Origin of the sequence: Curtobacterium pusillum (genome assembly GCF_007673235.1) — a bacterium.
Taxonomy (GTDB): domain Bacteria; phylum Actinomycetota; class Actinomycetes; order Actinomycetales; family Microbacteriaceae; genus Curtobacterium; species Curtobacterium pusillum_C.
The window spans coordinates 280,380-299,059 of record NZ_VDZH01000005.1; the positions used below are offsets into that span (position 1 = coordinate 280,380).

Below are 18,680 nucleotides of genomic sequence, written 5' to 3' on the forward strand. Positions count from 1 at the left end.
CAAGCGGCCGCGCACCGCGCACCGCGCGCGGCGCACGTCACAGGCCGCGGTCGGCCAGTGCGTGCATCGCGTCCCGCAGGGCGCGTGCCGCGCCCGCACCCGCCCACTCGTAGGCGTGCGTGAACCGCTCGTCCTGCACGTACATGTCGGCGAGCGTGCGGAACCGGTCGGCGGTGAGCTCGGCCGGGGGCGTCGCCTGCGCGAGCCAGGCGAACTGGCGCCGCGCGAGTGCGGTGCCGGCGCCCGATGCCGGCCCCGCGCCGGACGCGGTGAGCGCCGCGGCGTCCTGCGCGATCGCCCGCTGCTCGGCCTGGAAGGCCTCCTTCGCACTGGCGTCCTTGGACTCCCACCAGCGTGCGCCGCGGTCCCAGGCGTCGGCGCCCCAGCGCTCCTCGACCTCCTGCTTGAACCGGGTCTGGTCGAACCCGTCGAACGTGTCGGTGGCGTTCATGTCCTCTCCCTTCTCGATCCTGGTGATGGTGGTGCGGACGGCGGCGAGCTGCCGGGCGAGCCGGTCACGCTCGCGTTCGAGCCACGCGACGTGCGCGGTGAGGGCCGTGACGTCGTCCTGCTCGCCGTCGAGGACCCGCCGGATCTCGGGAAGACCGAGTCCGAGTCCGCGGAGCAGCAGGATCCGCTGCAACCGGACGAGCGCCCGGTCGTCGTAGCGCCGGAGTCCGCCGCCACCGACCGCCGTGGCGGGCAGCAGCCCGATCGCGTCGTAGTGGCGGAGCGTGCGACTCGACACACCGGCGGAACGCGCCACGTCGGCGATGCCGTGCGGTGCTTTCGCAGCTGCGTCCACGCTGTCTGTCGAATCCCTCATGCAGACCACGCTAGGGGTTGACGCTGCGTCAACCGCAAGGGGTTTTCGGGGTGCACTCGGAACGAGTCGCGACCGACACGGAATAACGGTCCGGTCACCCGTGTTGACTCGCGCTCCGAAACGAGTAGGTTTGCCGCTCGTGACGAACGAGATCCGGTCGTTGAAAGCGCGACTGATCGGGGATCCCCTCCCCTCCGAGAAGCTCGAAGGGCAGCTCCTCCCGAAGCACCTGGCCCTGCCGATCTTCGCGAGTGACCCGCTGTCCTCCGTGGCGTACGCGCCGCAGGAACTCCTCATGATCCTGCTGCTCGGCGGGATGGCGTTCCTGACGTTCGCCCCGTGGGTCGCCGCTCTCGTCGTGCTGCTGCTCCTGGTGGTCGTCGCGTCCTACCGCCAGCTCATCAAGGCCTACCCGTCCGGCGGTGGCGACTACGAGGTGGCGCACCGGAACCTCGGCGAGAAGGCCGGCCTCGTCGTCGCGTCCGCGCTGCTCGTCGACTACGTGATGACCGTCGCCGTGTCGGTGGCGTCCGGCGTGGACAACATCATCTCGGCGCTCCCCGTGCTCAACGAGTTCCGGGTCGAGCTCGCCCTGCTCTTCGTCGTGCTCCTGGCGGCCGCGAACCTCCGCGGGGTGCGCGAGTCGAGCAAGGCCTTCGCCGTGCCGACGTACCTGTTCGTCGCGTCGGTGTTCGTGATGGTCGTCACGGGGCTGCTCCGTGCCGCGTTCGGCCACGCCCCGGTCGCCGAGTCCGCCGCCTACACGGTGCAGAACGTCGAGCACACCACGCAGGCGGCCTTCATCCTGCTGCTCCTGCGCGCGTTCGCGTCCGGCTGCTCGGCGCTGACCGGCGTCGAGGCGATCGCGAACGGCGTGCAGGCGTTCCGCCGCCCGAAGATCAAGAACGCACAGATGACCCTCGTGTTCATGGGCTCGATCGCGATCGTCCTGTTCGTCGGGCTCATCACGCTCGCGCTCATCTCCCGCGTGCACTACGCCGAGGACGCCTGCGACCTGCAGGGCTTCGCGGCCTGCGCGACGCACCCGCAGCGCTCCCTGATCGCCCAGATCGCGGCCGCGACCTTCGGGAACAACACGGTGCTGTTCTTCGTGATCCAGGCGACGACCGCGGCGGTCCTGCTCCTCGCGGCGAACACGGCGTTCAACGGCTTCCCGCTGCTGGGCTCGATCCTCGCCCGCGACTCGTACGCCCCGAAGGCATTGTCCACGCGCGGCGACCGGCTCATCTACTCGAACGGCGTGATCGTCCTCGCGCTCGTCGCGGCGGCGCTGCTCATCGTCTACCGGGCGAACGTCACCAGCCTGATCCAGCTCTACATCATCGGCGTCTTCGTGTCGTTCACGCTCGGGCAGACCGGGATGATCGTGCACTGGACGCGGCTGCTGCGCGAGGACCGTGCCGGGACCGCCGCCGAGCCCGTCAACCGCGGGCAGGTCATGCGCTCGCGGGCGATCAACGCCACCGGCGCGACCTTCACGTTCGTCGTCCTCGTCATCGTCACGATCACGAAGTTCACCCACGGCGCGTGGCTCGTGTTCCTGATCATGCCGATCCTCTTCGTCCTGATGCTCGGCGTGAACCGGTACTACCGCGACGTCTCGCACGAGATCGAGGCCGACGAGGAGACCCAGTTCGGCGCCACCGGCGACCACGCGATCGTCCTCGTGAACAAGCTGCAGAAGCCAGTGCTCAAGGCGCTCGACTACGCGATCGCCGCGAAGCACGCGAGCTTCGAAGCCGTGCACGTCGCGATCGACGACGCCGAGTCGGCCCGGCTGCGGGCGCAGTGGGCGGACTGGGGCATCGAGGTCCCCCTGACCATCGTGCCGAGCCCCTACCGCGACATCTCGATGCCGCTCATCAAGTACATCAAGGCGCACCGGATGGAGCACGGTTCCGAGGTCGTCACGGTCTACACGCCCGTGTTCGTCGTCGGGCACTGGTGGGAGAACTTCCTGCACAACCACCGCGGTCGCCGGATCCGGAAGAAGCTCCTGCTCGTGCACGGCGTGACGGTCGCCCTCGTGCCCTGGCTGCTCGACTCGTCGGAGCTCCTGTACGGCCGCCGTTCCCGTCCGCTGCCGGGCCAGGAACGCCGCGGCGAACCGATCCGCCCGGCCCTCCGCCGCTCCCCCCACGGCGTCTTCCAGCACGAGGCCCAGGACGACCGACTGTTCCGGTCCGCGCAGCGCAACAGCCTGCAGCCGCGGCGTGCGACCCGTCCCGCCGGTCCGGCCGAGGGCGTCGACCAGACCCAGTGCACCGGTGAGATGCGCGTGCTCGTGCCGTCTCCGCCGCGCAGCGACGGTGCTTCGTCCCCGCGCGGTGACGGTCGTACCATCTGACGTCATGACGATCTCCGACCTGCGCACCTTCGCGACCTTCGACGGGCACGGCGGCAAGGTCTCGAAGCGGGTCGAGGTGCTCGACCACGAGCCCACGCCCGGCGGCCCGCACGAGGGACTCGTCGCCGTCCGCGGACCGCACCCCCTCGGAGCGCTCGACGAGCGGACGGCGGAGGACTCGACGCACCGCATCGGCTGGGTCGACCCCGCCACGCTGCGCGACTGGTACCGCCCGGACCGCGTCGTCGTCTCGCGGCTCGACGCGCGGCAGTCCGGGCTCGAGCCCGGCACGTACGCCGATTCGCGCGGTCGTGGACGGGTCCGGATCGACGGCCTGGAGGCACGACTCGCCCCCGACGGTCGGCCCGCGTTCCGCGCACTGGCCGGCCCGGCGGACGCCCCGGTCGTCGACGTTCCGCTGCCGACGGACCAGGCGGTGCGGCTGGTGGTCGTCAGGCACGTCGACGAGGGCCTGGAGATCGTGACCACCCCGGTGTCGCCGTTCCTGTCGCCCGGGCGGTACACCGCCCACGACGACGACGTCGTCGGCCTGCCACCGCGAGAAGCGACCGGACACCAGGTCGTCAGCGCCGCGGTGCTGCTCGACGGCACGCTGCACCAGGTCGAGCGCATCGACGAGCGGGCCGCGACGATCTGGATCCGGCAGGGTGACCGGACGGTGCCGATCGCGGCGAGTGCCATCGGGCCGGACCTGGTGCGCTACACCGCGGTCGCCGGCTGACCCGGAGTCCCGTCCCCGGATTCGGTTCGGGGGACGCCAGGGTGGGCGTGACGGTCGGGGGTGCGGCGTAGCGTCCCCGGCATGAGTGGTGCAGACCCGACCCAGCAGCCCGAATCCGACCTCGCGGGTGAGACCCTCGGAGGTCCCCGTCCGGACCCGTCCACCGACGCGAGCAAGGACCCCGAGCAGTGGGTCACCGGTGACGAGCCGATGACCGGCCCGCAGCGCAGCTACCTCGACACCCTCGCCCGCGAAGCCGGCGAGGAGCTCCCCGCCGACCTCACCAAGGCCGAGGCCTCGGAGCACATCGACCGCCTGCAGCAGCAGACCGGACGCGGCGCTTCCTGAACGCGCGTCCGCGTTTCGGCGGACCCGGGGCTGAGCATGTCCTGGTGATGCCCGGGCAGTCCCCCGAACGAGGGGGAACGATGACGCGTCACCGGTTAGCTTCGACGCCATGCGAACGACATCGACCTCCATCGGCCTGACCGCGCTCCGCATCGTCCTCGGGGTGGTGTTCATCGCCCACGGCGCCCAGAAGTTCGCCCAGGGCATCGGCTCCGTGACCGAGGGGTTCTCCGGCATGGGTGTCCCGCTCGCCGAGGTCGCGGCACCCCTCGTGTCCGGCCTCGAACTCGTCGGGGGCGTGTTCCTCGTGCTCGGCGTCGCGACGCGGGTGGTCGGCGTGCTGCTCGCGGTCGACATGGTGGTCGCGGGTCTGCTCGCCCACGCGTCCTCGGGGTTCTACTCGCAGGACGGCGGGTTCGAGTACGTGCTCGTGCTCGCGGTGGCGTCCCTGGCCGTAGCGCTGACCGGGCCGGGGCGGTTCTCGCTCGACGCGGTGTTCCTGCTCGCCTCGCGTCGACGTCGTGGCGTGCAGGAGCCCCTGCCCGCCTGACGCTGGCGACCGCCCGCCTGCCTGCCTACCTCGCACCGTGCGAGGTCAGGACGCGGCGAGCACGTCCATCACCTGGCGAGCGATCCGCCGCCCGGCGCGGTTCGCCCCGATCGTCGAGGCCTGCGGGCCGTACCCGGCGAGGAACAGCCGCGGCTCGTCGACGGAGCGTCCGTCCTCGACCACGATCCCGCCCGCCGCGGTCCGCAGATGCAGCGGCGCGAGGTGCCGCAGGTCCGCCCGGAACCCCGTCGCCCAGATCACCGCATCGGCGTGCACGTGCTCGCCGTCCGCCGTGACGACCCCGGTCTCGTCGAGCCGCGTGAACATCGGCGACTCGCGGAGCACACCACGGTCGAGTCCCGCACGGATCCGCCTCGAGACGGGCACCCCGGTCCCACTGACGATGCTCGGCAGGGTCTCCCCCGCACGCGCCGCTCGGTCCTGCTCGTCGACGGCGGCGACGGCCGACTCGACGTCGAGCGCCGGGGCCTCCGACCACACCACCGGCCGCCGGGTGAACCAGCGGGTCCGGGCCGCCACCCCGTCGAGCTCGAGCAGGAACCCGATGGCGCTCGTCCCGCCGCCGACCACGACCACGTCCTGCCCGGCGAACTCCTTGGCGCTCCGGTACTCGGTCGTGTCCACCTGGCGGCCTCGGAAGACGTCGCGGCCCGGGTACCACGGGAGGAAGGGCGTGCCCCAGGTCCCGGAGGCGTTCACCACGATCTCGGCGGCGATCCGGGCGGTGCCGCCGTCCGCGGTCCTCGTGGCGACGCAGAGCTTCTCAGCGCCGTCGACGCGCGAAACGGACGACACCGAGACCGGGCGCCGGACCCGCAGGTCGTAGTGCTGCTCGAAGCGCCGGTAGTACTCACCGACGACATCCCGGGCCGGCCGCGACCGGTCGGCGTCGTCGAACCGGAGCCCCATCGCGTTCATGCCGGGCAGGTCGTGCACGCTGTGGGCAGCGCCGAGCCGCAGCGCTTCCCAGCGGAACTGCCACGCCCCACCGGTGCTCGGCGCGCGGTCGAGGAGCACCAGGTCGTTCCCCGGCGTCAACCCGAGTCGGCGCAGGTGGTATCCCACCGAGAGACCGGCCTGACCGGCGCCGATCACCACGACGCGGGCGTGCTGGTCGACCGGGGGCGGGGCGTCGTCTGTCATCACTTCGATTCTGCTGTGCGCGAGGCCGTCGCGGCGACGTCCAGATCGGGGTACATGGTAGAGTGATCGGCAGATTTCAAACCACGAACCGTTCGGTTCCCCGGGTGACTCCTCTCCCGCCAGGACCGGACCAGAGCCGATCACGAGGGGGTCACGCATGGGGCGCGGCCGTCAGAAGGCAAAGCACACCAAGGTCGCCCGGGAGCTGAAGTACTTCAGCCCGGAGACGAACTACGGTGCGCTCGAACGCGAGCTCTCCGCCGGGCAGCACTCGGACGAGAACTCCTACGTCGACCGCTGGGCAGACCAATACGGTGATGACCAGCTCGAAGAAGACGACGAGTTCGAACCGCAAGAGGACCAGAACAAGTCCGCCTGACCCAGGCTCGATGACGACGCCGCGCACCCCTCGGGGCAGCGCGGCGTTTCGTCGTGTGCGCCGACCCGCGCCCGCCAGTGCCGACGCGACACGTGCCCACGCATCAGACGCCCGCACGTGTCGCCCCCGAGGTCGCACGACGCGCCGCGAGCGTTGCGCCCCGGTCGCGCGAACTGCCGCCCGGAACGAGTCCGGACGGCAGTTCGCGCGACCTCGAGCCCCCGGCGAGCCCGCGCGCCCACCCGCGCCCGCCCGAGCGCAGCCCACTCAGCCCGCGTACGCCCCCACGAGCCGCACCGCGCCGCCGTCGACGCCCTTCGCGCCCTGTTCGAATCCGCTCAGGTCCCGCGCCGAGGTCGAGATCGTCCCGACGCTCCACGACGCCAGCCCCGCGGCCCCGAGCGACGCGATGACGTCCGACGCCGCAGCAGCCGAGACGACGGCGAACATGCCGATGCCGAGGTTCCAGGTGCCCTCGGTGTCCTCGATCGGGGTGCCGGCCATCGAGGCGAGCACCCGGAAGACGGGCAGGGGCTCCCACGTGGAGCGGTCGACCTCGACCCAGGACCCGACGGGCAGCACACGCGCCAGGTTCGCCGCGATGCCACCACCGGTGACGTGCGACAGCGAGTGCACGGCGCCCGGGTGCTGCTCGATGAGCGACAGGAGCGGCGTCGTGTAGAGGCGGGTCGGCTCGAGCAGGGCCTCACCGACCAGGCCGCCGAGCTCCGGCAGCGAATCGGTGTACCCGACGCCGCGGGACGACAGGATGTGGCGCACGAGCGAGTACCCGTTCGAGTGCAGCCCGGAGGACGCGATCGCCACGACGACGTCGCCGTCCTGCACGAGGTGCGCGCCGAGCTGTGAGCCGGCCTCGACCGCACCGACGGCGGCACCGGCCACGTCGTAGTCGTCCGGCCCGAGCAGCCCGGGGTGCTCCGCCGTCTCGCCGCCGACCAGGGCGGTGCCGGTCTCCGAGCAGCCGCGCGCGATACCGGCGACGATGTCCGCGATGCGTCCGGGGACGACCCGGCCGCAGGCGATGTAGTCCGTCATGAACAGCGGCTTCGCGCCGACCACGACGATGTCGTCGACGACCATGCCGACGAGGTCCTGGCCGATGGTGTCGTGCTTGTCGATCGCCTGCGCGATGGCGACCTTCGTGCCGACCCCGTCGGTCGAGGTCGCGAGCAGCGGTCGTTCGAAGTCCTTCAGGAACGAGACGTCGTAGAGTCCCGCGAATCCGCCCACACCGCCCAGCACGGACGTGTTGTGCGTCGCCGAGACGGCGGACTTCATGAGCTCGACTGCGAGGTCACCGGCAGCGGTGTCGACGCCGGCCTCTGCGTACGGGTTGGGCATGCGTAGTCCTCCGCTAGGGCATGGCAGACTTGTTCGGTACCACCCGATTCTACGGTCTGGAGCACACCGCGAATGTGCGGCATCGTCGGCCTCGTTGCGCAGGGGCCTGCAAACCAATCCATCTACGACGCTCTGCTCCTCCTGCAACACCGGGGACAGGACTCGACGGGCATCGCCACGGTCGAGGGTCACATCCACCACATGCACAAGACCCGTGGTCACGTGCGGGAGTCCTTCCGCACCCGTGACATGCGTGCCCTCCTCGGCACGATGGGCCTCGGGCACGTCCGGTACGCCACGAAGGGCACCGCGAGCAACGAGGAAGAGGCCCAGCCGTTCTACGTGAACGCGCCCTACGGCATCGTCCTCGTGCACAACGGCAACCTGACGAACACGCGGGAACTCACCCGTGAGCTGTTCGACATCGACCGGCGGCACCTCAACACGAGTTCCGACACCGAACTGCTGGTGAACGTGCTCGCGCACGAGCTCCAGGGCCAGGTGCGCGGCAAGGACCTCGATCCCGGGCAGGTGTTCGACGCCGTCGAGCGCGTGCACGAGCGGGTGGAGGGCTCCTACGCCGCCATCGCGACCATCGCCGGGCACGGACTGCTGGCGTTCCGCGACCCGTTCGGCATCCGTCCGCTGATCCTCGGGCACAAGTTCGACGAGGCCGGCAATCCCGAGTGGGTCGTCGCCTCCGAATCCCTGGTGCTCGAGTCCGGCGGCTACGAGATCGTCCGCGACGTCGCCCCCGGCGAGGCCGTCTTCATCGAGATGAACGGCCAGATGCACGCCCGCCAGTGCGCGAAGAACCCGCGTCTGGTGCCGTGCTCGTTCGAGTACGTCTACCTCGCCCGTCCCGACTCCGTCATGAACGGCATCTCGGTGTACGACGCCCGGCTCCGGCTCGGCAACCGTCTGGCGGACACGATCGCGCAGTACGCCCCCACCGGCGACATCGACGTGGTCATGCCGATCCCGGACTCGAGCCGCCCGGCCGCGATGCAGGTCGCGCAGAAGCTCGGCATCGAGTACCGCGAGGGCTTCTACAAGAACCGCTACGTCGGCCGCACGTTCATCATGCCGGGGCAGGCGGAGCGCAAGCGGTCCGTGCGCCAGAAGCTCAACGCGATGTCGTCGGAGTTCAAGGGCAAGAACATCCTGATCGTGGACGACTCGATCGTGCGCGGCACGACGAGCCGCGAGATCGTCGAGATGGCCCGCGCCGCCGGTGCGAACGAGGTCACCTTCACGAGCGCCGCTCCCCCGGTCCGGTACCCGCACGTCTACGGCATCAACATGCCGACCCGCGCGGAGCTCATCGCCCACGACCGGAAGATCCCGGAGATCAACAAGGTGCTCGGCAGCGACCACCTGATCTACCAGGAGATCGGCGACATGCGCGACGCGATCATCGAGGGGTCCGACGTCACGGACCTCGAGATGAGCTGCTTCACGGGCGAGTACGTCACGGGCACCGTGAGCCCGGAGTACCTGTCCTGGGTGGAGGCCAACCAGCTCAGCTGAGCGGGGGTCGCGAACGCGACCGCCTGACGGACTGGAGGCGCGGTGCCAGCTGGCACCGTGCCTCCAGTCCGTTCATGGTCGCGTCTACTGCGTCCGGTCGCTGCCCCCGGCAGCGTCGCCGTGGTCCTCGATCTCACCCTCGACCGTCTCGGGCGGCAGCTCGACCTCGACGCGCTCCGCCGTGAGGCGAGCGGCCCGTCGCGCGAACACGCGGTCCAGGACGACCGCGACCACCGCGCCGACGAAGGCGCCGATGGTGACGCCCCACAGGCTGAAGTACCCCACCAGGCTGCCGAAGCTCGTGGTCTCCTGCTGGTCGCCGCGGTCGATGTTCATGGTCAGCGACACCACGATCAGCGTCGCGACGAAGCCGAGCAGCGCCCCGCCCACGATGAAGACGCCGAACTTCGGGGCGCGGCGGATCGTCACCTCGTCGGAGGAGGTGACGGCGTTCGGCGCCGGAGCCGGTCGTTCGTCGGGTCGATCGGTGTTGCTCACCCCTCCATTGTCCCCCACTGTGGGACGTGCTCCGGCCTGTGCGGGTCGGGTCGTTCCGGGAGAGGATGGTCCCGACCGATCGGTATCCCACGCGGAGGAGGTGAGGCGGATGCGCGAACGGACAGCTCGTGCGGCCCGCATCCCGGCCCGTGTGGCGTGGCCGCTCCTCCAGCGTCGTGAGGAGGACCGGGCCGTCTCCGTGGTCGCCGAGCACCGGTGGAGCGTGGCGCTCGTCGGTGCCCCGGGCCTCGGCAAGAGCACCGCGGCCGCCCGGGTCACGGACCGTGTCTCCGGTCGTGACCCTTCCGGCCGGACACTCGTCGTCCCGATCACCGCGGTCGCCGCCAGCAGATCGATGCCGTTCGGGGCCGTCGCCGAGCGGTTCGGCGAACTGCCCGGGTCGCTGGCCGAACTCGTCGGTGCCGGCGGGGCCGAGCAGCGCCTGCGCGAGGCCGAGGACCTCGCCGACCGCGACGTCCTGCTCCGCGTGGACGACGCCGACCACCTCGACGCGATCTCCGCTCGGTACGTGGCGTGGCTCGTGCGGGACCAGGGCGCCCGTCTGGTGCTCACCTGCCGCGACTTCACCGCGCTGCCGGAGCCCCTCCGCGCCCTGTGGCAGGACGACCTGCTCGAGCGGATCGACCTCGAGCCGCTCGACCTGCACGAGACGTCCTCGCTCATCGCCGAGGCCCTCGGCGCCCAGCTCGAGACCGCCTCCGCCGAGCGGGTGCACCGTGCGACGGCCGGCAACCCGCTCTACATCCGCGAGGTCGTCCGGTCCGCACTCGCCTCCGGAGCCCTCGACCAGACCGCCACCGGGTGGTACTGGCGCGGCCGGGTCACGGCGTCGAACAGCCTCGCCGACATGTACCGCACCGAGCTCGGCTCCCTGCCGGAGGACCTCCGCGACGTGGTCGACATCGTGGCCCTCGCCGACCCCATCCCCCTCGCCCGGCTCGTCGGACTGGTCAGCGGCGGGGACGTCGACCGCGTCGTGGCGCTCGGGCTCGTCCGGATCGACTCGCTCGAGGACGGCGCGGCCGTGGTCCGGCCGTCGCACCCGCTCGTCGGCGAGGTCGTCCGTGCCCTCGTCCCGGTGGCGCGGCGCACCGCACTGTTCGCCCGCGCCAACGCCTTCCGCACCGACCGTCCCGAGGGCGCACCGCCGGCCGCACGGCTCCGCGCCGCGCTCTGGTCGCTCGAGTGCGGGGTGCTCCCGCCCGTCGACCAGCTGCTCGACGGCGCCCAGGTCGCGGTCCGGCTGCAGGAGCACGAGAGCGCCGTCGCCCTGGCCTCGGCTGCCCTCCGCACGACGCTGACCCCGACCGAACGGGTGGCCGCGCACTGCCTCCGGTCCCTCGCGTACTCGTACAGCACCGGTCGAGAAGCCGGCCGCGCGGACGCCGAGGCCGCGTGGGCCGTCGTCCGGTCCGCCCCGCACGAGGTCGACGACGCCGCGGTGATCGAGGCGTGCGAGACGCTCGCCAACATCCGGCAGTTCCACGACGACGACACCCTGGCCGCGGTGGCCCTGACGGACGTCGCGGTCCGCTTCGTGTCCGCCGACGGGGCCGAGCGGCTCCGGCTGCTGCGGCTGGCGCACCTCGGCTGGGGCGGCCGCTTCGACGAGGTCCGCGCCGAGCTCGAGCGGACGGGCATCGTGCACGCACCGACGATCCCGTTCGCGTTCCTCTGCCTGGCCCCGTGCGCGGTGATGGCCCTCGCGACCGCCGGTCGGCTCGACGACGCCGCGGCCCTCGGGAAGGCGTGTCTGGCGACCGCGGTCGAGCACCTCGAGGACGCCCCGTGGAGCGTCGGCGAGATCGTCTCCGTCATGCACCAGCTGCAGGTCTGGCGCGGTGACATCGCCGACCTCATCACCGAGGTCCCGGTCCGACGCTCCAGCCCCTACCTGAAGTACGACTTCACGCTCGAACTCATCGGCGAGGGCAACCTCGCGCTCGGCCAGCGCCGCTGGGACGACGCCGTCGCCGCGTTCTCGGCCGCCTGCGAGCGCTACGACGTGGCGGACCACGGCGGCTTCGCGGCGTACCCGTGGGCACGGCTCGCGATGTCGTACGCCTACGCCGGCCGCGCCGAGGAAGCGACGGCAGCGCTCGAACGGGCACGGTCGACACCGCTCCGGGCGATGCGGATCATCGGCGAGCAGGTCGCCGTGACGATCTCGTGGGCCGAGGCCGTGCTCGGCAACCCGGCCGGTCTCCGGCACGCCGACGAGATCATCGAACGCGGCACCGCGAACGGGTCCTGGACCCACGTCATGTACGCGCAGACCCTGCACTACACGAACGACATGCTGAACGGGCGGGACTCCGCGGCGTCCCTCGACCGGATGCGCACGGCGGCCGCGCGGGTGGACGGCCCGCTCGCAGGCGCGATCGTCGAGTACGCCGACGCGATCCGCGCGGACGACCGCACCCGGATCATCGCGGCGCAGGGGGTCCTGGCGACGCACGGCATGGCGGTCACCGCCGGCCGATCGAAGACACCCCTGACGAACCGCGAGTACGAGGTCGCGAAGCTCGCCGCCGAGGGTCTGAGCAACCGGCGGATCGCGGAGTCGCTGGGGCTGAGCGTCCGGACGATCGACGCGCACCTGTCACGGGTGTTCACGAAGTGGGACCTGCACGCGCGCACGGAGCTCGCCGAGCTGCTGTGAGGTCCGTGAACTGCTGCGCTCCGTGACCTGCTGCACCGGGCGCAACGGACCGTCCGGAAGTCGCAGGTTCGTTGCGGAATGCAGCACGACTCGCCGGAACAGTTGACACGGTGTGACAAATGTCGCGTACCTTTGACCCTGTCGCCGGGTTCGGACCCGTTCGGGTCGGGTCCGAATCCCGGCGACTTCTACGGTATTCGGCCGGTTGGTGACGTCACATCAGTAGGCACTACCTAATTCGGTTAGTCCGCCTACGCAAGTGCGTGCGTACCGGCCTGGAGGCACGGGTCGGGCCCGCCGCGCGCCTCCCGTCCGTCGCCGCGGACCGTCTCAGACGTCCAGCCGGACCGGCAGGAACGCCGTCAGGTCGGCACGCGATCCGGACGCGCTGACGCGCGACTGCGCGACCGCCTCTTCCCAGCGGAGCGCGCCGGTGGCGAGCGCCAACCACGTCGCCGCGTCCGTCTCGATGACGTTCGGCGGGGTCCCACGGGTGTGCCGCGGCCCGGGCACGGCCTGCACGGCGGCGAACGGTGGGACGCGGACCTCGACGCTGTTGCCCGGGACCTCGTCGGCGAGACGCTGCAACGACCAGCGGACCGCGGTCGCCAGGTCGGGCCGGGCGGTCGAGCCCTGCTGCACGGCGGCGAGCGCTGCGCGGCCCTCGGCGTCCTCGATCCTCCTGGGTGGCATGTCCACAGGCTAGCCGTCGCATCGCAACCGGCGAGTCGGGATCGGTAGGGTGATCGGGTGCGAATCCTCGTCCTCGGTTCCGGTGCCCGCGAGCACGCGATCATCACGGCCCTCCTCGCTGAGCGGGCCGGTCACGTCATCACGGCTGCGCCCGGCAACGCCGGCATCGCCGCCGACGTCGAGACGGTGTCCCTCGACCCGACGAACGGTGCGCTCGTCGCCGAGTACGCGATCGAGAACGGCATCGAACTCGTCGTCGTCGGGCCAGAGGCGCCGCTCATCGCGGGCGTCGCCGACCCCGTCCGGACCCGGGGCATCCCGGTGTTCGGCCCGAGCAAGGCCGCCGCGCAGCTCGAGGGTTCGAAGGCGTTCGCCAAGCGCATCATGGCCGAGGCAGCCGTGCCCACCGGGCGTCCGGTGTACGCCGGCACCGCAGAGGAAGCCGTCGCGGCGATCGACGAGCTCGGCGCACCGTACGTCGTGAAGGCCGACGGGCTGGCGGCGGGCAAGGGCGTCCTGGTGACCGAGGACCGTCAGGCCGCGATCGACCACGCCACCTACTGGCTCCAGCACGGCCACGTCGTGGTCGAGGAGTTCCTCGACGGTGAAGAGGTCTCGCTGTTCTTCCTGAGCGACGGGCACGACGTCCGGCCGCTCAGCCCTGCGCAGGACTACAAGCGCCTCGGCGACGGCGATGCCGGGCCGAACACGGGCGGCATGGGCGCGTACTCGCCGCTGCCGTGGCTCGCCGACCGCTGGGAGTCGGAACGCGCCTTCGTGGACGAGGTCACCGACCTGGTGGCGCTCCCCACCGTCCGCCGACTCGAGCACGAGGGCACGCCGTTCGTCGGGCTGCTCTACTGCGGCCTGATCGTCACCGAGCAGGGCGTGCGGGTCATCGAGTTCAACGCGCGCTTCGGCGACCCGGAGACCCAGGTGGTCCTCCCCCGCCTGGCGACCCCGCTGAGCGGCCTCATGTTCGCCGCGGCCACCGGTCAGCTCGGCGGGACCCCGGCACCGTCGTTCCGTCCGGACGCAGCGGTCACGGTCGTGCTCGCGAGCGAGGGCTACCCGGAGAACCCGCAGACCGGTCGTCCGATCACCGGGATCGACGCCGCGAACGCCCGCGAGGGGGTCTCCGTCGCGCACGCCGCCACCGGGGTCCTCGACGACCAGCTCGTCGCGACCGGGGGCCGGGTGCTGAGCGTCGTCGCGACCGGGTCCTCCTTCGCCGAGGCCCGCGACCGCGCGTACGCCGGCCTGGGCGACATCACGCTCGAGGGCGCGCAGTTCCGCACCGACATCGCCGCGAAGGTCACCCGATGAGCCCGGCACCCGTGCTCGACGGCTGGCAGCACGTGTCGTCTGGGAAGGTCCGGGAGCTCTACGTCCCGACCGGCACCGCCGACGTCGCGAGCGCCACCGAACTGCTGCTCGTCGCCTCGGACCGGGTGAGCGCCTACGACTTCGCGCTCGAACCGCCGATCCCGGGCAAGGGCGAACTGCTGACCCGCCTCTCCCGCTTCTGGTTCACCCGGCTGGCCGACGTCCCGAACCACCTCATCGCACCGTCCGCCGGCGGCACCCCGGTGCCCGCATCGGTGGCCTCGCGGTCGATGCACGTGATGCCGCTCGAGATGTTCCCGGTCGAGTGCGTCGTCCGCGGGTACCTGGTCGGCAGCGGCTGGGCGGAGTACCAGGAGTCGGGCAGCGTCTGCGGCGTGCCGCTCCCCGCCGGCCTGTCGAACGGCGACCAGTTGCCGGAACCGATCTACACGCCGGCGTACAAGGCGCCGCAGGGTGAGCACGACGAGAACATCTCGTTCGACCAGACCGTGGCGCTCGTCGGCGCCGAGGCGGCTGCGGCGCTGCGGGACCTGTCGCTCCGGGTGTACACCGAGGCGGCGGCGATCGCGCTGTCGCGTGGAGTGGTCATCGCGGACACGAAGTTCGAGTTCGGGCGCGATGCGTCGGGGCAGATCCGGATCGCGGACGAGGTCCTGACGAGCGACTCCAGCCGCTACTGGGACGCCCGGTCTGGGAACCGCACGGAGTCGTTCGACAAGCAGATCGTGCGGGACTGGCTCAGCGCGAACTGGGACCGGCAGGGGACGCCCCCGGTGCTGCCCGAGGAGATCGTCACCCGGACGGCCGAGCGCTACCGCGAGCTCATCGAGCGCCTCGGCGCGTAGCGCCCGCCGACGCGCGCGCCCGCGAGGTCGCACAACACGCCGCTCACGTCCGCCGAGGCCGCACGAAATGCCGCCCGCCGGCGCCGAGCGCGACACAAAACGCGACCTCGGCGCCCACCCCCGCGCACCCACCCGACGGGAGGGACGAGGACAGGCCGCCCCGCGCCTCCAGGCCGAGCGCCCGCCCGCGCCCCCGCGAGGTCGCACAACACGCCGCTCACGTCCGCCGAGGGCGCACGAAGTGCCGCCCGCCGGTGCCGAGCGCGACACAACATGCGACCTCGGCGCCCGCCCTCGGCGACCACCCGCGCGTCGCGCCCGTGCGGGCGTCAGTCGCGCGCGACGACGACGACCGTCAGGTCGTCCCCCGGGTCGTGCGTCACCGCACGGGCCCGCACCCGCCCCAGGAACACGTCGATGTCCGGCGCGTCACGCCACATCGCCCCGAGCGCACCGAGGGACGCCAGCGTGGAGTCCCACAGCTCGAGTGCCCCGTCGCTGACGAGCAGCAGGACGTCCCCCTGCTCGAGCTCGAGCGTGCCCGTGACCCGTGCGGCCCCCACCGGGTGCAGGCCGATCGGCAGGTCGTAGGAGCGCAGCACGCTCTCGGTCCCGTCGGCGTGGAGCTGGATCGCGAGGCCGTGGCCGGCGTCGGTGAACTCCATCCGCCCGGTCGCGGTCGTCAGGCGTCCGTGGAACAGGGTCGCGAAGGACTCCGCCCGGGACAGGTCGGGGCCGACCTGCGCCTCGAGCGCCGCCACGGCATCGCTCGAGGACGCCGTCCCCCGCGCGAGCAGGGCACCGCGGATGGTCGCGGCGAGGAGCCCGGCGGACATCCCCTTGCCCATGACGTCCGCGACGGTCACCACGAGGGAGTCCCCGTCGAGGTGCCAGTCGTGGAAGTCGCCGGACACGACGCCGTGCGGCTTCGACATGCCCCCGACGCGGTACCCGGGCAGGTCGACGGCGGAGGGTTCGAGGCCGGCGAGCACCGAGCGGAGGCGGTCCTCGTCGGCGCCGGCGGCCAGCTCGCGCTCCGCCCAGACGCCGAGCTCCTGGAGCAGGGCGAGGTCGTCGGGGTCGAGGGTGCGGGGCTGCGGGTCGATGAGGCAGAGCGTGCCGACCTTGACGTCGTCCTCCCCGGCGCGGAGCGGCACCCCGGCGTAGAAGCGGACGTTCGGGTCGTCGACGACCATCGGCATGTCCGCGTACCGGACGTCGGCGCGGGCGTCGGGAACGACCACGGGGCCCTCCATCGCGAGGGTCCGGCCGCAGAACGTGTCCTGCAGCGGGATCGTCGGGCCGAACACCGTGTCGCTCTGCTGCGACTTGATGAAGACATCGGTCTCGCGGGCGAGGTTGAGGAACGAACCGCTCACGCCGAAGGCCTCTCGCGCGATGCGGGTGATCCGTTCGAAGCGTTCCTCGGCGCCACCCTCGACGACGTCGAGCGCGGCGAGCAGCGCGGCCCGCCGCACGGCTTCCGGCGCGGTGCGGTCGGAGACGGCGGAGTCGAGGTGCATACGTCCACGCTAACGCGCCTACCGGACAGTCCTGTGTCCCCAGTACGGAGGACGCCGGGTCCGACCGTGACAGATGTCATGCCGGATCCGTGACGCACCGCAGAGGGCTCGGACTCCTCCGCGCGCCAGGCTCGGAGCCATGAACGACACACCGGTCATCCAGCTCCGCGACCTCCGCAAGCGCTTCGGCGCCGTGGCCGCGGTCGACGGCGTCGACCTGACGATCCGTCCGGGCGAGGTCGTCGCCCTCCTCGGCCCGAACGGCGCGGGCAAGACCACGACGGTCGACCTCGCGCTCGGGCTGTCCACGCCGACGACCGGCGAGGCACTGCTCTTCGGCGAGGAACCCCGCTCCGCGGTGGTCACCGGCCGGGTCGGGGCGATGCTCCAGGGCGGCGCGCTGTTGCCGGACATGACGGTCCGGGACGCGGTCGCCCTCGTCGCCGCGGCGCACCGTCGTCCGATGCCGGTCGACGAGGCCCTCCGCCGTGCGCGGTGCACCGAGATCGCCGGCCGTCGGGTGAACAAGCTCTCCGGCGGGCAGCTGCAGCGGGCGCGGTTCGCCGTCGCAGTGGTCTCGGACCCGGACCTGTTGGTGCTCGACGAACCGACCGCCGCGATGGACGTCGAGGCCAGGCACACGTTCTGGTCGTCGATGCGCGAGTTCACCGACGCGGGGCGCACCGTCGTGTTCGCCACGCACTACCTCGACGAGGCGGACACCTTCGCCGACCGGATCGTCATCATGCGCGCCGGCCGGATCGTGGCCGACGGCACGCCCGCCGAGATCAAGGCGATCACCGCCACGCGCTCGGTCCGGTTCTCCGGGGTGGGGACCGACGCGCACGTCACGTTGCGCGGTCTGCCTGGTGTCGTCTCCCTGGAGGCTCGGCACGACTGCGTCACGCTCCGCTCGGACCGCAGCGACGACACCCTCAGGGCCCTCCTCACCACGTTCCCGCAGGCGCACGACATCCAGGTGGTCGCCTCGACCATGGACGACGCCTTCCTCGCGCTCACCGCCGACCCCGCTCCCGAAGGGGTCCTCGCATGACCACCGTGACCGTGTCCGGCCGGCTGCCGATCCGCTACGTGTACCTCGAGACGAAACGGCAGCTCCGCAACATCCGCGCGATGGTGTTCACCTTCGCCGTCCCGGTGATCATGCTGCTCGTGTTCGGCTCGGCGTTCGGTTCGCAGACCGACCCGACCACGCACCTGCAGTACCTCGTCGTCACGACGCTGCAGATGGCGTCCTACGGGGCGATGATGGCCGCGCTCAGCCAGGCGTTCGCGATCGTCAACGAACGGTCGATCGGCTGGAACCGGCAGCTCCGCGTCACGCCGCTGTCCGGGTGGGGCTTCATGGTGTCGAAGGTGATCGCCGCGATGGCCTTCGCCGCGGTGTCGATCGTCATCACGGTGCTCGTCGCGACCGTGGGCATGCACGCCTCGCTCGACCCGGCGCACTGGTTCGCCGCCGGGTTCGGGATCTGGTGCGGGGTGATCCCCTTCGCGCTCATCGCCATCTTGATCGGGCAGTTCGCGAAGCCGTCCTTCGCGCAGCCGCTGTTCATGGTGGTGTTCATGGGCCTGGCGATCCTCGGCGGGCTCTGGGTCCCGCTGTCGGTGATGCCGGACTGGATGGGTTCCGTCGCACATCTGCTGCCCTCGTACTGGCTGAACCGCATCGGGCAGATGGGTGCCGGGGCGACCGGGTCCTCGGGCATGACCGAGCCAGCGATGGTCCTGGCGGGCTGGGCGATCGTCCTGGCCGCGGTGATCGTGTGGCGCTACCGCCGCGACGCCGCGCGACAGTGAC

The 18,680-nt window shown here is 71.6% G+C and carries 17 protein-coding genes; 11 read left to right on the plus strand and 6 right to left on the minus strand.

The genetic code is table 11. The annotated features are described in order from the left end of the window. Positions 1 to 37: 37 nt before the first annotated feature. Positions 38 to 826: a MerR family transcriptional regulator gene (locus tag FS532_RS15210; protein WP_144756169.1), complete on the minus strand. Its 789-nt coding sequence runs from the start codon at positions 824 to 826 to the stop codon at positions 38 to 40. A gap of 130 nt (positions 827 to 956) precedes the next feature. Between FS532_RS15210 and FS532_RS15215 the strand changes: the two genes are divergently transcribed. From FS532_RS15215 to FS532_RS15230, 4 genes are all read left to right on the plus strand, one after another. Beyond that, on the plus strand, positions 957 to 3,194 hold the full coding sequence (locus FS532_RS15215) for an APC family permease (protein WP_144756172.1): 2,238 nt from the start codon (positions 957 to 959) through the stop codon (positions 3,192 to 3,194). A gap of 4 nt (positions 3,195 to 3,198) precedes the next feature. Continuing rightward, positions 3,199 to 3,936 (plus strand): hypothetical protein, encoded by a 738-nt coding sequence (locus tag FS532_RS15220; protein WP_144756175.1) that lies wholly within the window; start codon positions 3,199 to 3,201, stop codon positions 3,934 to 3,936. Between the two features lie 81 nt (positions 3,937 to 4,017). Further along, a complete protein-coding gene (locus FS532_RS15225; RefSeq protein WP_144756178.1) occupies positions 4,018 to 4,284 on the plus strand; it encodes a DUF3072 domain-containing protein in 267 nt (88 codons plus the stop codon). Between the two features lie 109 nt (positions 4,285 to 4,393). After that, a complete protein-coding gene (locus FS532_RS15230) occupies positions 4,394 to 4,834 on the plus strand; it encodes a DoxX family protein (RefSeq protein WP_144756181.1) in 441 nt (146 codons plus the stop codon). A gap of 45 nt (positions 4,835 to 4,879) precedes the next feature. Here FS532_RS15230 and FS532_RS15235 read toward each other — a convergent pair whose 3' ends face one another. Beyond that, positions 4,880 to 5,998 (minus strand): NAD(P)-binding domain-containing protein, encoded by a 1,119-nt coding sequence (locus FS532_RS15235; RefSeq protein ID WP_144756184.1) that lies wholly within the window; start codon positions 5,996 to 5,998, stop codon positions 4,880 to 4,882. Between the two features lie 157 nt (positions 5,999 to 6,155). Between FS532_RS15235 and FS532_RS15240 the strand changes: the two genes are divergently transcribed. Then, positions 6,156 to 6,377 (plus strand): DUF3073 domain-containing protein, encoded by a 222-nt coding sequence (locus FS532_RS15240; RefSeq protein ID WP_144756187.1) that lies wholly within the window; start codon positions 6,156 to 6,158, stop codon positions 6,375 to 6,377. A 267-nt stretch (positions 6,378 to 6,644) separates the two neighbouring features. Here FS532_RS15240 and purM read toward each other — a convergent pair whose 3' ends face one another. Then, positions 6,645 to 7,739: a phosphoribosylformylglycinamidine cyclo-ligase gene (purM, locus tag FS532_RS15245; RefSeq protein ID WP_144756190.1), complete on the minus strand. Its 1,095-nt coding sequence runs from the start codon at positions 7,737 to 7,739 to the stop codon at positions 6,645 to 6,647. A gap of 72 nt (positions 7,740 to 7,811) precedes the next feature. Between purM and purF the strand changes: the two genes are divergently transcribed. Then, on the plus strand, positions 7,812 to 9,269 hold the full coding sequence (gene purF, locus FS532_RS15250; protein ID WP_144756192.1) for an amidophosphoribosyltransferase: 1,458 nt from the start codon (positions 7,812 to 7,814) through the stop codon (positions 9,267 to 9,269). Positions 9,270 to 9,353: 84 nt separating this feature from the next. Here the strand turns inward: purF and FS532_RS15255 are convergent, their stop codons facing one another. Further along, positions 9,354 to 9,767, minus strand: a complete 414-nt coding sequence (locus tag FS532_RS15255) for a hypothetical protein (RefSeq protein ID WP_144756195.1) — start codon at positions 9,765 to 9,767, stop codon at positions 9,354 to 9,356. A 109-nt stretch (positions 9,768 to 9,876) separates the two neighbouring features. Between FS532_RS15255 and FS532_RS15260 the strand changes: the two genes are divergently transcribed. Beyond that, positions 9,877 to 12,450, plus strand: a complete 2,574-nt coding sequence (locus FS532_RS15260; protein WP_144756198.1) for a helix-turn-helix transcriptional regulator — start codon at positions 9,877 to 9,879, stop codon at positions 12,448 to 12,450. A 330-nt stretch (positions 12,451 to 12,780) separates the two neighbouring features. On the opposite strand, the gene FS532_RS15265 is transcribed toward FS532_RS15260, so the two are convergent. Continuing rightward, positions 12,781 to 13,143: a sterol carrier family protein gene (locus tag FS532_RS15265; protein WP_144756201.1), complete on the minus strand. Its 363-nt coding sequence runs from the start codon at positions 13,141 to 13,143 to the stop codon at positions 12,781 to 12,783. Between the two features lie 57 nt (positions 13,144 to 13,200). On the opposite strand from FS532_RS15265, the gene purD reads away from it, so the two are divergent. Both purD and FS532_RS15275 read left to right on the plus strand, forming a co-directional pair. Then, positions 13,201 to 14,469, plus strand: coding sequence for a phosphoribosylamine--glycine ligase (gene purD / locus FS532_RS15270; RefSeq protein ID WP_144756204.1), 1,269 nt, complete (start codon positions 13,201 to 13,203; stop codon positions 14,467 to 14,469). Then, positions 14,466 to 15,335, plus strand: coding sequence for a phosphoribosylaminoimidazolesuccinocarboxamide synthase (locus tag FS532_RS15275; protein ID WP_144756207.1), 870 nt, complete (start codon positions 14,466 to 14,468; stop codon positions 15,333 to 15,335). The genes purD and FS532_RS15275 overlap by 4 nt, the downstream gene beginning before the upstream one ends. 329 nt (positions 15,336 to 15,664) lie before the next feature. Here the strand turns inward: FS532_RS15275 and FS532_RS15280 are convergent, their stop codons facing one another. Beyond that, the gene (locus FS532_RS15280; RefSeq protein ID WP_144756210.1) at positions 15,665 to 16,858 is read right to left on the minus strand and encodes a PP2C family protein-serine/threonine phosphatase; all 1,194 of its coding nucleotides are present in this window, start codon (positions 16,856 to 16,858) and stop codon (positions 15,665 to 15,667) included. A 139-nt stretch (positions 16,859 to 16,997) separates the two neighbouring features. On the opposite strand from FS532_RS15280, the gene FS532_RS15285 reads away from it, so the two are divergent. Beyond that, positions 16,998 to 17,912: an ABC transporter ATP-binding protein gene (locus tag FS532_RS15285; RefSeq protein ID WP_144756213.1), complete on the plus strand. Its 915-nt coding sequence runs from the start codon at positions 16,998 to 17,000 to the stop codon at positions 17,910 to 17,912. Beyond that, positions 17,909 to 18,679: an ABC transporter permease gene (locus FS532_RS15290; protein ID WP_186322072.1), complete on the plus strand. Its 771-nt coding sequence runs from the start codon at positions 17,909 to 17,911 to the stop codon at positions 18,677 to 18,679. Before FS532_RS15285 ends, FS532_RS15290 begins: the two co-directional genes overlap by 4 nt. The last annotated feature ends 1 nt before the right edge of the window (position 18,680 follow it).

Excerpts from the sequence above, each read along its gene's own strand:
- FS532_RS15275 (WP_144756207.1), top strand. The coding sequence starts at position 14,466 with ATGAGCCCGGCACCCGTGCTCGACGGCTGGCAGCACGTGTCGTCTGGG.
- FS532_RS15210 (WP_144756169.1), bottom strand. The coding sequence starts at position 826 with ATGAGGGATTCGACAGACAGCGTGGACGCAGCTGCGAAAGCACCGCAC.
- FS532_RS15285 (WP_144756213.1), top strand. The coding sequence starts at position 16,998 with ATGAACGACACACCGGTCATCCAGCTCCGCGACCTCCGCAAGCGCTTC.
- FS532_RS15280 (WP_144756210.1), bottom strand. The coding sequence starts at position 16,858 with ATGCACCTCGACTCCGCCGTCTCCGACCGCACCGCGCCGGAAGCCGTG.
- FS532_RS15265 (WP_144756201.1), bottom strand. The coding sequence starts at position 13,143 with ATGCCACCCAGGAGGATCGAGGACGCCGAGGGCCGCGCAGCGCTCGCC.
- FS532_RS15220 (WP_144756175.1), top strand. The coding sequence starts at position 3,199 with ATGACGATCTCCGACCTGCGCACCTTCGCGACCTTCGACGGGCACGGC.
- FS532_RS15235 (WP_144756184.1), bottom strand. The coding sequence starts at position 5,998 with ATGACAGACGACGCCCCGCCCCCGGTCGACCAGCACGCCCGCGTCGTG.
- purF (WP_144756192.1), top strand. The coding sequence starts at position 7,812 with ATGTGCGGCATCGTCGGCCTCGTTGCGCAGGGGCCTGCAAACCAATCC.
- FS532_RS15260 (WP_144756198.1), top strand. The coding sequence starts at position 9,877 with ATGCGCGAACGGACAGCTCGTGCGGCCCGCATCCCGGCCCGTGTGGCG.
- purM (WP_144756190.1), bottom strand. The coding sequence starts at position 7,739 with ATGCCCAACCCGTACGCAGAGGCCGGCGTCGACACCGCTGCCGGTGAC.
- FS532_RS15240 (WP_144756187.1), top strand. The coding sequence starts at position 6,156 with ATGGGGCGCGGCCGTCAGAAGGCAAAGCACACCAAGGTCGCCCGGGAG.
- FS532_RS15230 (WP_144756181.1), top strand. The coding sequence starts at position 4,394 with ATGCGAACGACATCGACCTCCATCGGCCTGACCGCGCTCCGCATCGTC.
- FS532_RS15290 (WP_186322072.1), top strand. The coding sequence starts at position 17,909 with ATGACCACCGTGACCGTGTCCGGCCGGCTGCCGATCCGCTACGTGTAC.
- FS532_RS15225 (WP_144756178.1), top strand. The coding sequence starts at position 4,018 with ATGAGTGGTGCAGACCCGACCCAGCAGCCCGAATCCGACCTCGCGGGT.